We start from the raw sequence: 14,264 nt of genomic DNA, 5'->3' as shown, positions 1-14,264 counted from the left end.
CGATTCGCCCGAGGACTTCACGTGCTCAGCCCCTGAGGCCAGCACGACCTCCTTGGCGCGCAGGACCTCGCCCGGCGTGTCGCAGTGCACTGACAGGAGAATGGCGCCATCCTGCACGTGTTCCGCGTAGCGCTTGGCTTCGTATTCAGGCAGGCCCATGCCGATGAGTGCGCCGGCGATGCCGCCAACCGCACTGCCCACGCCGAGACCAGCCAACCCCGCAACGAGTGGGCCGGCCGCGAGCAACGGCCCCACGCCGGGAATCATGATCAAACCCAGTCCGGCGAGCACTCCGACAGCGCTGCCGATGGCCCCACCCGCTGCGAAGCCGCCCACGGTGCCTTCAGGCGCCTTGGTGTTGGCTTCAATGCCCATGTCGACCGCGCCGTTGAGGCTGCTTGGCATCAGCACCGAGATGTCGGCTGCCGGAAAGCCAGCGGTGTTGAGTGCGTCCGAAGCGCGTTCCACATCGATGCGCGTCGAGTAGATGCCGAATACGGCGATGTTTTTGTCTGACATGGTTCGACTGTACGCACCACTGCCTCCTGGCGCCTGTACCCGTTTGCACAGCGGGTCTCCAGGGGACCTACTCAGTGGCTTTTTCGGCCATCAATTGCGACACGGCTTTCAGCAGGTCTTCCTGGCGGAGGCCCGCGAATCGAATCACGCCCTCCTTATCCAGCAGATACATCGTCGGCCACCCGGTCACACCCCACGCTGTCGCGATCGGACCCTCGGTGTTCTTGGCGGCATAGCCGTCCCACCATGACCTGTAAGGAAGGCGGCTATCGATCTTTCCCTTCCGCGCGACGTCGAGTTTTGCGTCGCTGTTGATGCCGACGATCGCGAACGGCTTGTCTTTGTACAGTTCAAGCATCAGCCGCTGATAGGGGTACTCGCTCCGGCACGGTCCGCACCATTCGCCGGTAAACACTACAAGGGTCACCTTGCCGCGTGTCTCGCTGAGTGTGAACTCGGCATCGTCGAAGTCCTTGCCCACGATCTCAGGCGCGGCTTTGCCCACAGCGAGATGCTGCACCATCCATTTTCGGTGGTCGAGGTAGGCCTTGGCGTCCGGATGCGCCGCGGCCATCTGGTCAATGGCGGCGACGACCCGCGCTTCCTGGTCTGCGGAAAGCCGGCCACGTTCGAGTCGATTCTGCAGGCGCCAGAAGTGAATCCCAGCGTCCTTCTGCCACTTGGATGCATCGGTCTGTTTTGAGACGAGCGTCTTCAAGGTGGCGATGAGGCCGTCCACATGCGCGTCGGTGTGCTTCACCTCATCGATACGGATCGGCAAGACGGGCGCGAAGCCGATGTCGTCTGGTGTGCCGGCGCCCGAGGCGGGTGGTGCCGCCTCAGGCGCAGGATCGGGCTTCGGTGAACCGGAACAGGCCGCCAGCGTGAGACATAACGCGAACAGGGTCAGCCGCATCGGCACACGATACCCGGTTTCTACTTGCGAACCACCGGATTCGCTGAGCCCCCTTGAGGGCCTGCCGGAGCCGTTGTTGGGAACGTGCCCGTGATGGGCACGCCCATCGGGCCCACGGGTATGTACACCACCGTGTGGTTCGGGGAGCCCACCATCAGCTTCTGCGCTTCGATCGCCTCGTGTTGGATGTACATCGAGCTGAGCTGGCCGCGGATGATCTGCATCGCATTCGCGATACCTTGCGCCTGCACTTCGCGCTTGGTGCGCTCCTTGCGTTCGATTTCGATCTCCGTGTCCTTGCGCTGCAGCTCCTGCGTGGCCGCCAACTTCAGCGACACCGCGTCGGACACTGCGGCAGGATACTGGACGTTGCCCACGACGACGCTTGTCAGGACGAAGGGGGACTCCGTTGCATACTGCCGGATGCGAGAGAGCACGGCGTCGCCGATAGGTATCAATGCCTCTTTGACGTCCAGTCCATTTCGGCGCTGCACTTCATCCCGCGCGAACGTGCGAAGGGGCTCGCGAATGAAATTCGCATAGGCCACTTTGACGATGGCGTCCGGGTCACGTTCGACTGAGTCATCGGTCACCGTGGTGCTGAAGCGATCCATGAACAAGGGCACGCGATGTTCGTCGATGCGCCACACCGTGTGCACGCGAAACGCGATCTTCAGGTTGTCGCGGCTGAGCACCGCGTCGTCGCCTGAAAAGTCTTCGCTGTAGGTGTAGGGAGTGACGCTGATGTTTGTGGCGTGCAGCATCCAGGTGCGACCAGCAGACACCGGTCCGCGCTGAACGCCGATGAAGCGGGTCTTGCCGAAGACCGCACCTTTGGTGAGGTACCCGACGTAGCCGGCGGGCGTGGACGGATTGGACGCGCCCATCAACCAGATGAGCGAGCCAAGAACAACACAGGCAGCAGCGAAGGCGAACGCCAGTACGGCGTTCCTCGTGAGGAAGGACACAACAGACTCCAACTGGCCGACGGGGTTAGCTGACGGGCTCGAGGATTGGAGTCCTCTATCGCGCGATGCGAATACGCCCCGTGGTGCGCCAATCGCACCGGTGGGTCCCCCGCGACACTTCACAGTGTCTTAGGCGTCTAACCCGCCACGCTAGACCCTTCCACGGGTGTTGTCAAATCAGCGGTAGAAAAGACGTCGGGTGTCTTTTTTTGCCTGCCGCCACCAAAAAGACACCCGACGTCTTTTCTTTGCCACCAGTTCCCCATTTCCCCATTTCCTAAGTTCCCCAGCTCCCCATTTCCCAACCTCCCCAGTTCCCCAGTCGTCCAATAGCCATGCGTCGAGACCTGATCAATGCGTTGCGCGCCTTGCGTGCCGCGCCTGCCTTCACCGCAGTTGCGTTGACCGTTCTCACACTCGGCATCGGGGCCACCACCGCGATCTTCTCGGTAGTGGATGCCACGGTGCTCAGGAACGTCCCGTTTGCCGAACCCAATCGGCTGATGTCAGTGGCCGATATCGACACGCGACCAGACGGGTTCCAGGGCGGTTACACCACCGCGCAGGATTATCTGGACTGGCTTGGTGCAACGGGCGCGCAAGGTGCGTTCGAAGGACTCGCCGCAGTCACTGGCGGCGGGGGGTTCACACTTCGCGAGGGCGGCCACCCGGAAGTGCTCCGTGTGTCGCGCACCACGGCAAACCTGTTCGGCCTCTTGCGGGTCTCTCCTCGAATCGGCCGCGCTTACACAGCCGACCAGGAAATCGATGGCAACCACAAGGTTGCTGTCATCAGCCACGCGTTGTGGAAGCGCCGCTTCGGCGGCACGCCAGACGTGCTGGGCAAAACCATGACGTTTGACAGCGGCGTGTGGGAAGTCATCGGCGTGATGCCTGAAGGCTTTGAGTATCCGGTGGGTGCTGCCAAGCCCAGCGAGATGTGGGTGCCCTACGTCATTCCCGAAAGCCAGAAGCAGCGCGGTAACAGTCGGAATTACGGGTTGCAGGTCGTGGGCAGGCTCAAGGAAGACGCGTCGATAGCGCAGGCCCAGCAGCGAATGGACGCGATCAGCGCCGGCATCAAGGCTGCGCATCCCAAGTGGGCTCCCGCACGTGAGGTGCACGTCCGCACCCTGCACGAATCTCTCGTGGGCAAGGTGCGGCCATGGATGCTCATGCTGCTGGCGTCGGTCGCGTTTGTGATGCTGATCGCCTGCGTCAACGTGGCCAACCTGATGTTGGCTCGTGCCACCACCCGGAGCCGCGAGGTTGGCATCCGCGCGGCACTCGGCGCATCGCGCTGGCAACTGATTCGGGGTGTGCTTGTCGAGAGCCTGGTCTTGTCTGTGGCCGGAACGGCGCTCGGCGTACTGGTCGCGTTCTGGGGCGTTGAGATCCTCAAGGCCGCGCTGCCCGCGTCGCTGCCCAGGGCCACCGATATCGGGATCGACCTGCGCGTGTTGGCCGCAGCCGCCACTGCCGCATGCGCCACTGGAATCGCGTTTGGCCTGGCGCCGGCCATTCAGCTATCGCGCCCCGACCTCAATGGGGTGCTCCGCGACAACGGCCGCGCGAACACGGCGGGTGTCGTCCGTCAACGCGTGCGAAGCGCGCTGGTCGTGGCCGAAGTGGCGCTGGCCGTGGTGTTGCTCGTCGGCTCGGGTCTCTTCCTCTCGAGCTTTGTCCGCTTGACCAGCGTCGACATCGGTCTCGACCACCACAATGTGCTCACGGTGCCGGTGTATCCGCCGTTCGTCTTCAGCGATAGCGCGCAGCGCGAAGCCGGCATGGCGCGTGCGTCGGTGTTGGTGCCGCAGACGATCGAACGTGTCAGGCAATTGCCGGGTGTGCTCAAGGTGGGCGGGATTGCCAACGGCTTGCCGCTGTCGGGCAACTGGAGCCGTACCAGCGTGAAGGTCGCCGGTCGCGTGGCCGAGTACGACGATGAGGATTCGGCGGATATACGGAATGTGACTGGCGACTATTTCGACGTAGTTGGGATCCGCGTGTTGCGCGGGCGCGCGCTGAGTGATGCCGATGTGACCGGGGCTCCCGTGGTAGTGCTCAGCGAAGAGGCTGTCCGCCGCTATCTGCCCGACCGTGATCCGATTGGCGCGACGATCGGAATTAATGGCGATCGCACCGTCGTTGGCGTCGTCAACAGCGTGCGCCTGGGAGGGCCGGAGTCAGAGCTTCGGCCCGAGGCGTACATGCCGATCACGCCCAAGTCGGCGTTCGGCGCGGATCTGGTGATCAAGACTGGAGGTCCCGCAGAGGCGATTGCGCCCGCGGTGCGAACGGCGATCTGGGGCATCGCGCCGGATCTGACACTTGGAGACGTGCAGACGTTCGAGTTGCTGTTCGAACGCCTGATCGCGCAGCGGAAGTTCAACATGCTGTTGCTGTCCATCTTCGGCGCGCTCGCCATTGTGATCACCGGCGTCGGGATCTTCGGCGTGATGGCCTATGTGGTGGACCAGCGCACGCAGGAAATCGGCGTGCGCATGGCCTTGGGCGCTCAGCCCGGGCGCGTGCAGGCGATGGTGCTGGGGCGCGCGATGGTGTTTGTGGCCACCGGCCTCGTGATCGGCATGGCCGGCGCGTACGCGCTGTCAGGTGCCGTCCGCTCGTTTCTGTTCAGTGTGGAGCCGGCCGACCCGGTTGTGTACGGATCGACGGCCGCTCTGCTCGTCGCGATCGGCCTCCTCGCGGCCTGGATCCCTTCGCGCCGCGCGGCACGCGTGGATCCGATGGTGGCATTGAAGTAGCGGGGCCAATAGGGGGACGGGTGTGTTTTCCACAGAAACGCGCGAAATGGGGACAGGTCTCGTCGTAATTCACCACGAGACCTGTCCCCATTTCGCACGTTTCTGTGGAAAACACACCCGTCCCCCTATGTGACCCCGCTCTCCGTCATTGCCACCGTCCCAAGACTCGCATCGATGGTGACCATCGCGCCGACGGGCAGGGTCCACTGAGGTTGTGCGTGGCCGATCATCGCACCGTGCCAGGCCGGCACACCGAGCGGCGCCAGGTGGTCGGCGAAGATCTCTTCGGGCGTAAACGACGCGAAGCCTTCGCCCGGGCCGCACTCGCTGCAGGTGCCGAAAATGACGCCGCGCACCTTGCTCAGGATGCCGGCGAGTTTGAGTGACGTCATCATCCGGTCCACGCGATACCAGTCTTCGCCCACATCCTCGAGGAACAGAATCGCCTGATCAAAGTTCGGCACGTAGGGCGACCCAAGAATTGCCGTCAGCACAGTCAGATTCCCGCCGAGCAGCCGACCGGTGGCTCGGCCAGGCGTGATGGTGCGAATGCGATTCTCTGTCTGGGTGAGCACGTTGCGGTCGCTTGTTTCCTTCGGGTTATCAAACGTCACCGCCTCGCCGTCGAAGAGCACGCGCTTGACCAACCCCACCGAGTATTCGTCCCACCGCCCGCCCGCATTCGGACCGTGAAAGGTCACAAGGCCGGTGCGCGCGTGGATGCCGTTGAGCAGCGCCGTGATGTCACTGAAACCCATCAACACCTTCGGATTGCGCCGGATGGTGTCGTAGTCAAGTAGCGGCAGCAGCCGCGACGTGCCCCAGCCGCCTCGCGTGGGAAGCACGGCCTTCACGCTTGAGTCGTCAAAAAACCGATTGATGTCAGCCGCGCGGTCCTTGTCCTGGCCTCCGAGCGACCCGTGCCGGTCCATGATGTGCCGGCCCACTTTGACCTTGAGACCCAGCGCCTCAAGCGACTCACGCGCGATGTCGAGTTCCACCTGCTGAAATGTGGCCGAGGCAGGCGCCACCAGCCCAACAGTGTCACCCGGTCGCAATCGGACCGGCCTGATCGTGCCAGTCGGCTGCGGGGTGCGCCTGAACGAGCCAGCCGCAAGCAATGGAGCCGCGGAACCGAGGAGAAATGTGCGCCGGTTCATGACGCGTGAAAGAATAGCCCATGACACGTCGAGCTTCGATGTTGTTCGCGCTGTTGACGCTGGCCTGCGGCGCGGCTCAGGGCCCCCAGGCCCCCGGCGCCTGGCTCAGCGCACCCGATCAGGTGGCCCGCGGCGTGGAGTTCTTCACATCCACCGATTCAACGCTGGTTGACCCCGCAGGGCCGATTTCTGTGTCGCTCCTGCGGCTCGATCCCGCCCACGCGCGGCTCAGCAGCCTGCTGTCGAACGATCAGGTCATGTACGCCGAGCCCGTGCTGGAAATGGCCACCCGCGCCAAGTCACTGGCCGCAGTTAACGCCGGGTTCTTCAACATCAACAACGGTGAACCCATCGGTCTGCTGAAGGTGGCCGGCGAACTCGTCAGCGATACACCAATCCCCAAAGGCGCCATCGCGATCTGGTCGCCAGCCGACGGGCGCACCTCGCTTGCCTTCGATCAGGTGAGCGCTCGAGTGGAACTCCACGCCCTCAGCGCCGGCCGCTCCGTTGTCGTACCGATCGACGGCGTTGATACCACGCGTGCGCGCGGCAAGCTGATGCTCTATTCGCCGAAGTATCACGAACACACCGACACCGCGGGCAACGGCGTGGAGTGGGTGCTCAGCGGAAAGCCACTCACAGTCACGGCCGTGAGGCGCGACGCGGGGAGTACGCCGATTCCGGCTGATGGTCTTGTGTTGTCGTACGGCGGACTCGAACTTCCCGACCAACTGCGCGTGCTTGAGCCTGGTGTGACAGTCGAGATGCGCCGAACGTGGACGTCTGTCCACGGCCTCGAAAGCGACCGTCTCGAATCCGCCGATCACGTCGTCAATGGCGCGGGACTCCTCCGCCGGAGCGGTGTCTCGCTGACAAGTTGGGACGTGGAGAAATTCAGCGGCGCGGCCTTCATCCAGTCGCGTCACCCGAGGACGATGGTGGGGGTGGATCGGATGGGGTTCATCTGGCTGGCGGTGGTGGACGGAAGGCAGCAGGTGAGTGTGGGGATGTCGTTCGCCGAGCTGCAGCGCCTGGCGGATCGGCTGGAGCTCACAGATGCGTTGAACCTCGATGGTGGCGGGTCCAGCACGATGGTGGTGCGCGGCAAGATCGTCAATCGACCGTCGGATGCCGCAGGCGCCAGAGCCGTCAGCGACGCGATCGGCGTTACGGTGAGGTGAAATGGGCTTGAGCCCGCGCCGCACGTTACCTAGCGAGCCGCCCGGAGCCGGTAGGCCGCGTCCGGAACGCTCGCCCCTGTGCTCGTTATGGGAATGGTCTCGATAAACGTGACATTTCGATCGACCATCGGCAGACGCACCTGGGTGGGCTGGCCCCTTGTGGCGTGAACGGTCCTGACCGGAACTCCCTCTTGTTTCACGGTCAGATAGATCTCGGCAGCTCCGGCAACCGGCTCGACATCGAAGACAAAGGCGCCGCCGATTGAGGGGAGATAAAACCCCGCGTTGCCCTGCGCTCGCGCCTTGAAGCGATCATCGTTGAGTCTGATCCACTCGTCGAACCCGTACGGCACGCGGGCGTCCCAGGACTTGATGTATGGCGATCCCAGCAGCAGGACAAAGCCGAGGGCTGAACCGACGCCGAGAAGTCCAATCCAACGCCCGGGGATTCTCCAACGACCGCCAAGCAGAACTGATGCGCCACAGACCAGCGCCACCTCGAGTGGGGCACGATACCTGGGGCCAGAAAAACCAGCCGCCACGGACGCTGCCACGACGAATGCGGACCAGCTGATCAAGACGAATCCGACCTGCCTTTGTCTGGCCACGGCGAAACCGATTGGCGCCAGCACACAAACGAAGACGAAGAGCGTGTCGAGAACGACGTGCACCATCACGCCGGTCATGGCTCTTTCGAAAGCCGTGCTGGCGGCCCCATGGTGGTACAGCCAGCTTGGACCGTAGACATTAAACATCCCGCGTGCCATGTCGAGTTTTTCGCCGGGCTGCGCAATGATTTCTCGCGCGAATGCGGTGGCGGTTGTCCAGAGGCCAGTGGGATTGGTGCCGCCCGGTTTCGCATGCAGGATCGACATGTGGTTGTCGATCAAGACAAGCTCCCCATGCGTGAGGCTGACCCAGGATATGTAGGGCGCGACGAGCAAGAGGAATCCCGCCAACAACGCCAACGATCGATGAAGACCTGCCTTCCGAGTCGGCCCGAACAGCCAGACAAGGGGCACGAGCCCAACCATAAAAAACAGGGGCATGGCTCGAGTCAGCGATGCCAGGCCCAGACAGACGCCCGCCAAGACGAATTGACCCAGTCCGCCTTGTCTCCGCAGACAGACCGCCAGTACGGCCAGGGCCAATACCAACAGCGGAATGTACAGCTGCTCCTGGACGAACAGGTTGACGCCGGACATACCCGAAAACCAGATCGCCCAGATGAAGGCAGCCACCAAACCTGCACGAACGTTGTGCAGGGCCCGAGCAAGAAAGAACATTGGAATCGTGGTGGCTCCACCAACCAAGCACTGAGCGATTGCGGCAGCAAATGGACTCGCAGAGTCGGCTCGATAGAAAAGCGACAGGAAGACCGGGTAGCCTGGCGGAAGCAACCACGTCACGCCGCCCCAGTTGTACTGGATGGCGCTCACGGTCCATACCCAGGAGCCGGACTGAGTCAGGCTTGCTGCGTCCGAGAGGTATTGGTCCGGGTTACTCCAGCCGAACGTCGGCAGACTCATCTGCCAATAAAGTGCCGCGAGGCGGAGGCTGATGCCGCACGCCACAATTGCAGTCAGCCATCCAAGTTGCCTGCGCGTCGGAGCGAGGTCCTCGGAATTGGGAATCGTGCCACGCACACCAGAAAATCCGCCGAGAAGGCTCACGAGGTAAATCCTAACCCTCCCGGCGTAGGGAGCGGGGAATCCTGCACGGTTTGGCGGATTATATGCCTGTAATGTCCTGCGCTCCCCGGAGACTCATCGATCAGACCGATGAGTGACCACGACGCCACGCTCACCCGCTGGCTTACAGAGCATCGCGGCATCCTGGTTCGCATCAGCCGCGCCTATGCCGTCGATGCTGCCGACGAAGAAGACCTGCAACAGGACATCCTGCTCGCGTTGTGGCGGTCGCTGCCCTCGTTTCGCGCAGATGCCAAGCCGTCCACCTGGATCTTCCAGGTGGCGCTCAACGTGGCCTTGACGCGCCGCCGTGCCGCCGGTCGCCGCCCCGCGCACGACCCGCTCGACGAGAGCCATGAACCGGCGGCCGATGGTGAGGGCGCCGCGATGCAACGGATGGAGTGGACCGCGGTTCTGCGCGCTCTGCGTCACATGGCCCCCATCGATCGCGCCATCCTGATTCTTGCGCTCGAAGGCGCGTCGCAGCAGGACACCGCAGAGATCCTTGGGATTACGACCGGTAACGCCGGCGTCAAGCTCCATCGGGCTCGTCGCCGCCTTATGGAACTCCTGGAGGCTTGAGATGGACTTCGCACACATCCAGCAGAGTTGGGCACAACAGCCGGCACCAGCGCCCGGCGGAGATCAGGCCCGGATTCAACAGGCGCTGAAGCAGGCGCGAGTGCTGAACCGTCGGGTCGCCACGCGCGACTATGTCGAACTTGGGACCACCGTTGGGATGAGCGGCGCGTTTGTCTGGATTGCCACGCTCGCACCCGTGGTGTGGCCGTGGGTGATGGCGGCGCTGGTGACTCTGGGCGTTGGCGCCGCGTTTGTGCGCGAACGCCTGCGCAAGCCGTCTGCGCCCCCGGTCGGCTCCACTGTGCGCCAGGGGTTGCAGCAGGCGCTTGAGGAGATCGACCATCAGGTACGGATGCTGGGGTCGGTCGGCTGGTGGTACCTCGCGCCGCTGTTTGTCGTGGCGCTCCTGATTTGCGCCGGCGCACTCCTTGGGATGAAAGCCGACATCGGCCCCGAGGTCTGGGCGCGCACGTGGGTTGGATTCGTCGGAGTCTTTGCATTGGTGATCCCCGTTGTGGGAGCCGCATTCTGGTTTGTGTGGCGACTCAACGACCGGGCGGTCAAAAACACCCTGTTGCCGCATCGAGCGCAGTTGGTGGCGTTGATGAAGAACCTCGAAGAGGAGATGTAATGCGCGTAAGAGCTGTCGTTGTTGTGGCGTGTGTCGGTCTGGTGTGTGGCCTTCGGCCTCTCGCGTCGCAGGAGCCGACATTTGCGGCGCGCCTGGAAACCCTGCGCACACAGTCCAATCTGCCCGCCGTGGCGGGCGCGACGTTTTCGTCCGCGGAGGTGTCGGCGGTCAGCGCCATCGGCGTGCGGAAGATGGGCGACACGACACCGGTGACTCCGGACGACCTCTGGCACATCGGGTCGATCACCAAGTCGTTCACGTCACTGCTGACGGCCAAGTTCGTGGAACGCGGTGAGATGTCGTGGACATCCACGCTGGGCGACCTGCTCGGCCCGCGCGCCGGCAAGTTCGCGCCGGTGACGCTGGCGCAGTTGCTGAGTCATCGCGCCGGTCTGCCCGCGAACGTGTTGCCTGGCATGATGGCGTCGGTCGCACAAGGTGCGCCAACGGTGGATGTGCAGCGGCAACGCGTGATCGACGCCGCGCTCGCGACAGATCCGACCGCCGCGCCCGGCGCCGCGTACCTTTACTCGAATCTCGGCTACATCATTGCGGGCGCGATCCTGGAAGCGAAGTCGAAGAGGGCTTGGGAGGACCTTGTGCGCGACGAAGTGCTGTCACCCCTCGGTCTCGCCAGTGCAGGCCATGGCCCTCCCGGCGTGCCCAATCTGCTCACCCAGCCCCGAGGCCATCGTCGTGCCACGAGCGGCACACTGACGCCGGTCGAGCCCGGCGTCGGTGCTGACAACCCGCCCTACCTCGGTCCTGCGGGCAGGTTGCACATGACGGTGGGCGATCTTGCGCGATGGGGACAGGCGCATCTTCGCGGTGAGCGGGGTCAGGACGGCATCGTCAAGGTGGACACGTTCAAGCGGCTGCATCAGCCCGACGCCGGTGCCACCTACGCGATGGGCTGGGTCTCGCAGGCGACGCCCGACCGGCGCGTCATCTGGCACAACGGCTCCAATACCTTCTGGTACGCCATCGTCGCCTTCGATGCCGCGGCCGATCGCGGCGTGGTGATCATGACCAACGGCAGCATCGGCGCCGCGCAGGCGGTGGACGCGGCCGCGATGGCGGCGATCAGAGGTCCGCGGCCTTGAAGTTCAGGCCGCGCTACGAAATGCGTGTCCTCGTAGGGCGCCCTGGTTCTCAAGGGCGCCGAAGCCCGCGCCGCTACTCCGCGCGCAATGTAATCGCCGGATCGACGCGCGCGGCTTGTCGCGCCGGCCACCACGTCGCAAGCGCGGCGGTGGTGATGACAAGCGCGGCGACTCCGGCGTAGGTCAATGGGTCGGTGGGCGTGACGCCAAACAGTTGCGTCGAGATGTACTGGCTGGCGATAGCTGCGGCCGTCAAGCCCAGGGCCGTGCCAATCACAACAAACCGGAGCGACGACCCGAAGACCATCCGCAACACGTTGCCGCGATCCGCGCCAAGCGCCATCCGGATGCCGATCTCGCGCGTGCGACCCGAGACGAGGAACGCCATGACGGCAAAGATACCCGCCGTTGCCACGATCCACGCGACGGCACCAAACGCGCCGGTGATGGCTGCGGCCAGGCGGGTGTTGCCTTCAAGCCTGCGATAGCGCGCCTCGATGGTGTCTGTGCGCACCACAAGTCGCGGCGCCACCGAACTCGCAGCCTCTCCGATCATAGGCAGCCGGCGCTCATCGTCGAGCTTCGCGACAAAAGTCAGTGGCGCGGAATCCTTAGACAGCCGAATGTACGACACAAAGACGTTCCCGCCTTCCGGAGTCTCGAGCCGGTCCGCGCGCATTTGCCGGCTGACGCCAATGACTTCATATTCACTGACACCGGCAATACCCGTCGAACCGATGCGAAACCTGGAGCCGAGCGGAGAACTGTTGGGCCAGAACGTGCGCGCAAACCGCTCGTCGATCACGACGTGTTCAGGCCGCGAGGTCGCATCAAAGAACTGTCCGGATAGCAGCGTGATCGACATCACCCGAAAGTAATCAGGGTCCACGCTGTAGTGCGACACCATCGTCCACTTGTTACCTGTGTCGACCACGTCGCCGTTGATGCGGATCGGACCGCTTGCGCCAGACTGTGTTGACGGCGGCAGGTTCCAGGTGCGCGCCACGGCCAGCACTCCGGGCAGGCCACGGAGCCGGGCCAGCAACTCCGCTTCCAGTTCGGCGGGCTCGCGTTTGCCGTCCGGCGCCTGGTACACCTGAAGCGTCGCCACCGCGCTGGCATCCAGGCCCTTGTCGAGCCCCACGCGGGCTTCGTACGTGCGGATGTACAGGAGCGCGCCGACCAGGAGCAGCACCGTGAGGGCCACCTGCGACGTCATGAGCCACTGGCGCGTTCGCGCCCCCGCGCGTGAGACAGGCATGGTTCTGGGATCGTGGCGCAGGCCCGAGACGACCGAGAGACTGGACACGCGCACGAGGGTCGGCGTGACGGTCATCACCCACGCCATTGCTGCAAGACCCACCATGAGCGCCAGTGCACGCAGGTCCACATCCACAGGGTTCGCCAGCGCCTCACGCATGCTGACGGTGAGTTGATCAGAGAGCACACCGGTGCCCCACAGTGCGATGCCGGTCGCGGTCGCCGCGCTCAACACCATGAGCAGTCCGCCTTCGAGCAGACATACGCGGACCAGCGACGCCCGCGTGGCGCCCAGAGCCGATTGCACCGATAGCGTGCGAAGCCTCGAAGACGCCGACGCGAGCTCCAGGCTGACGACATTTGCGCACGCAATGAGCAGCAGGCTGACCGCCGCGCCAACAAGCACAGAAAAAATCAGGGATACATCTGCCTGCCGCCGGAAGCCGGCGAGTGAATTCAGGGAGAGCTCCTTATCCCGGATCGCGCGGTTCAGGAGCCGTCGCGAATCTTCAGGCACAACTGCGGCGACAGCGGGCAGGCGATTCGTCACGGCCGCCGCAGCCTCGTCCAACGTCACGCCCGGTGCGAGACGCGCGATATGGGCGACACCCGAATTGTAGGGCTGCGTTTCCAGATCGAGTGGCCGCCAGATCTGCTCGGCCGCGGTAGGGAACCGGAACGCCGGCGCCATGACGCCAATCACTTCGGGCGTGTCGGTGCCGGTGAAGAAGGTCTGGCCGACTGCCAGATCGGCCCCCCCGAATAACCGGCGCGCAAGTGCGTCGCTGATCACAACGACCGGAGGGGCGCCTTTCACAGCGTCCGCCGGCAAAAACGGTCTGCCGATCGCGGGCAACACTCCGAGCAGCTCAAACATCCCCGGCGTGACACGCTGCGCGCGAACCACCTCGGTAGAACCATCCGCGGTCAGGTACGCAGACGCGCCTCGATCGTGCGCGTGGACACCCGCAAACAGGTCGGTGTGCTTGCGCCACTCAAAGATCGCGTCGCGATACGTGTAGTCGCTGACACCAAGAAGCCCCCGGGAGGACCGTTGCATCACCACGAGTCCATCCGGGCGATCGTAGGGCAGCGTGCGGAATACAAATGCATCGGCTGCGGCAAAGACGACGGCGTTCGCACCCAATGCGAGGCCGAAGAGCAGCACCACAAACACGGTGCGCCATCCTCGCGCGCGGACGCCGCGCCACGCCCAGCGCCACTCGTCGTGGTTGAAAGGCCTGGGCCCGCGCGTTTCGTGGAGGCGCACATCAGGGCTGCCGCCGCCGCGTTCGCGCCACGCAAACTTCGTCATGCCCAGCGCCTCCTTCATCCAGGTGGCGATGACGCCGACCCATCCGCGCTCTTGTCGAGCGTGCGCACACAGCGTTACGAACACGTCGTTCATCTCCGCGCCGTACATCGCGCGGCGTTGGGGGGGCAGGAGGAGAAGCAACAGGCGATACATGCGCGATTCCTATGAGC

At 64.1% G+C, this 14,264-nt stretch carries 10 protein-coding genes and 1 pseudogene; 5 read left to right on the top strand and 6 right to left on the bottom strand.

The genetic code is table 11. From position 1 onward, the window contains the following. From IPL75_22910 to IPL75_22900, 3 genes and pseudogenes are all read right to left on the bottom strand, one after another. Nucleotides 1-519: pseudogene (locus IPL75_22910) on the bottom strand (DUF3341 domain-containing protein). A gap of 67 nt (nt 520-586) precedes the next feature. Next, complete coding sequence (locus tag IPL75_22905; GenBank protein ID MBK9243045.1) at nt 587-1,435, bottom strand: TlpA family protein disulfide reductase; 849 nt, start codon at nt 1,433-1,435, stop codon at nt 587-589. Between the two features lie 20 nt (nt 1,436-1,455). Then, entirely contained in the window at nt 1,456-2,403 is a 948-nt protein-coding gene (locus tag IPL75_22900) for a hypothetical protein (protein ID MBK9243044.1), read from the bottom strand. Between the two features lie 335 nt (nt 2,404-2,738). On the opposite strand from IPL75_22900, the gene IPL75_22895 reads away from it, so the two are divergent. Beyond that, complete coding sequence (locus IPL75_22895; GenBank protein ID MBK9243043.1) at nt 2,739-5,171, top strand: ABC transporter permease; 2,433 nt, start codon at nt 2,739-2,741, stop codon at nt 5,169-5,171. Nucleotides 5,172-5,296: 125 nt separating this feature from the next. Here IPL75_22895 and IPL75_22890 read toward each other — a convergent pair whose 3' ends face one another. Continuing rightward, nucleotides 5,297-6,331 carry an LD-carboxypeptidase gene (locus tag IPL75_22890; GenBank protein MBK9243042.1) on the bottom strand — a complete coding sequence of 345 codons (1,035 nt, stop codon included), beginning with the start codon at nt 6,329-6,331 and terminating at the stop codon, nt 5,297-5,299. 20 nt (nt 6,332-6,351) lie between these two features. On the opposite strand from IPL75_22890, the gene IPL75_22885 reads away from it, so the two are divergent. Further along, nucleotides 6,352-7,512, top strand: a complete 1,161-nt coding sequence (locus IPL75_22885) for a phosphodiester glycosidase family protein (protein ID MBK9243041.1) — start codon at nt 6,352-6,354, stop codon at nt 7,510-7,512. Nucleotides 7,513-7,541: 29 nt separating this feature from the next. Here IPL75_22885 and IPL75_22880 read toward each other — a convergent pair whose 3' ends face one another. Beyond that, nucleotides 7,542-9,185 (bottom strand): glycosyltransferase family 39 protein, encoded by a 1,644-nt coding sequence (locus IPL75_22880; protein ID MBK9243040.1) that lies wholly within the window; start codon nt 9,183-9,185, stop codon nt 7,542-7,544. A gap of 108 nt (nt 9,186-9,293) precedes the next feature. Between IPL75_22880 and IPL75_22875 the strand changes: the two genes are divergently transcribed. Genes IPL75_22875 through IPL75_22865 form a run of 3 tightly spaced genes read left to right on the top strand, consistent with a single transcriptional unit; the run spans nt 9,294 to nt 11,519 of the window. Continuing rightward, nucleotides 9,294-9,785, top strand: coding sequence for an RNA polymerase sigma factor (locus IPL75_22875; GenBank protein ID MBK9243039.1), 492 nt, complete (start codon nt 9,294-9,296; stop codon nt 9,783-9,785). A 1-nt stretch (nt 9,786) separates the two neighbouring features. Beyond that, nucleotides 9,787-10,416, top strand: a complete 630-nt coding sequence (locus tag IPL75_22870; protein ID MBK9243038.1) for a hypothetical protein — start codon at nt 9,787-9,789, stop codon at nt 10,414-10,416. Then, nucleotides 10,416-11,519 carry a beta-lactamase family protein gene (locus IPL75_22865; GenBank protein MBK9243037.1) on the top strand — a complete coding sequence of 368 codons (1,104 nt, stop codon included), beginning with the start codon at nt 10,416-10,418 and terminating at the stop codon, nt 11,517-11,519. Before IPL75_22870 ends, IPL75_22865 begins: the two co-directional genes overlap by 1 nt. Nucleotides 11,520-11,592: 73 nt before the next feature. On the opposite strand, the gene IPL75_22860 is transcribed toward IPL75_22865, so the two are convergent. Then, nucleotides 11,593-14,247 carry an ABC transporter permease gene (locus tag IPL75_22860; protein ID MBK9243036.1) on the bottom strand — a complete coding sequence of 885 codons (2,655 nt, stop codon included), beginning with the start codon at nt 14,245-14,247 and terminating at the stop codon, nt 11,593-11,595. Nucleotides 14,248-14,264 lie beyond the last annotated feature (17 nt).

The sequence above is a fragment of the Acidobacteriota bacterium genome, from assembly GCA_016716905.1.
Taxonomy (GTDB): Bacteria; Acidobacteriota; Vicinamibacteria; order Vicinamibacterales; family SCN-69-37; genus SYFT01.
Note: the sequence above shows the minus strand (reverse complement) of the source record. Positions and strands in the feature narration are given on the sequence as shown.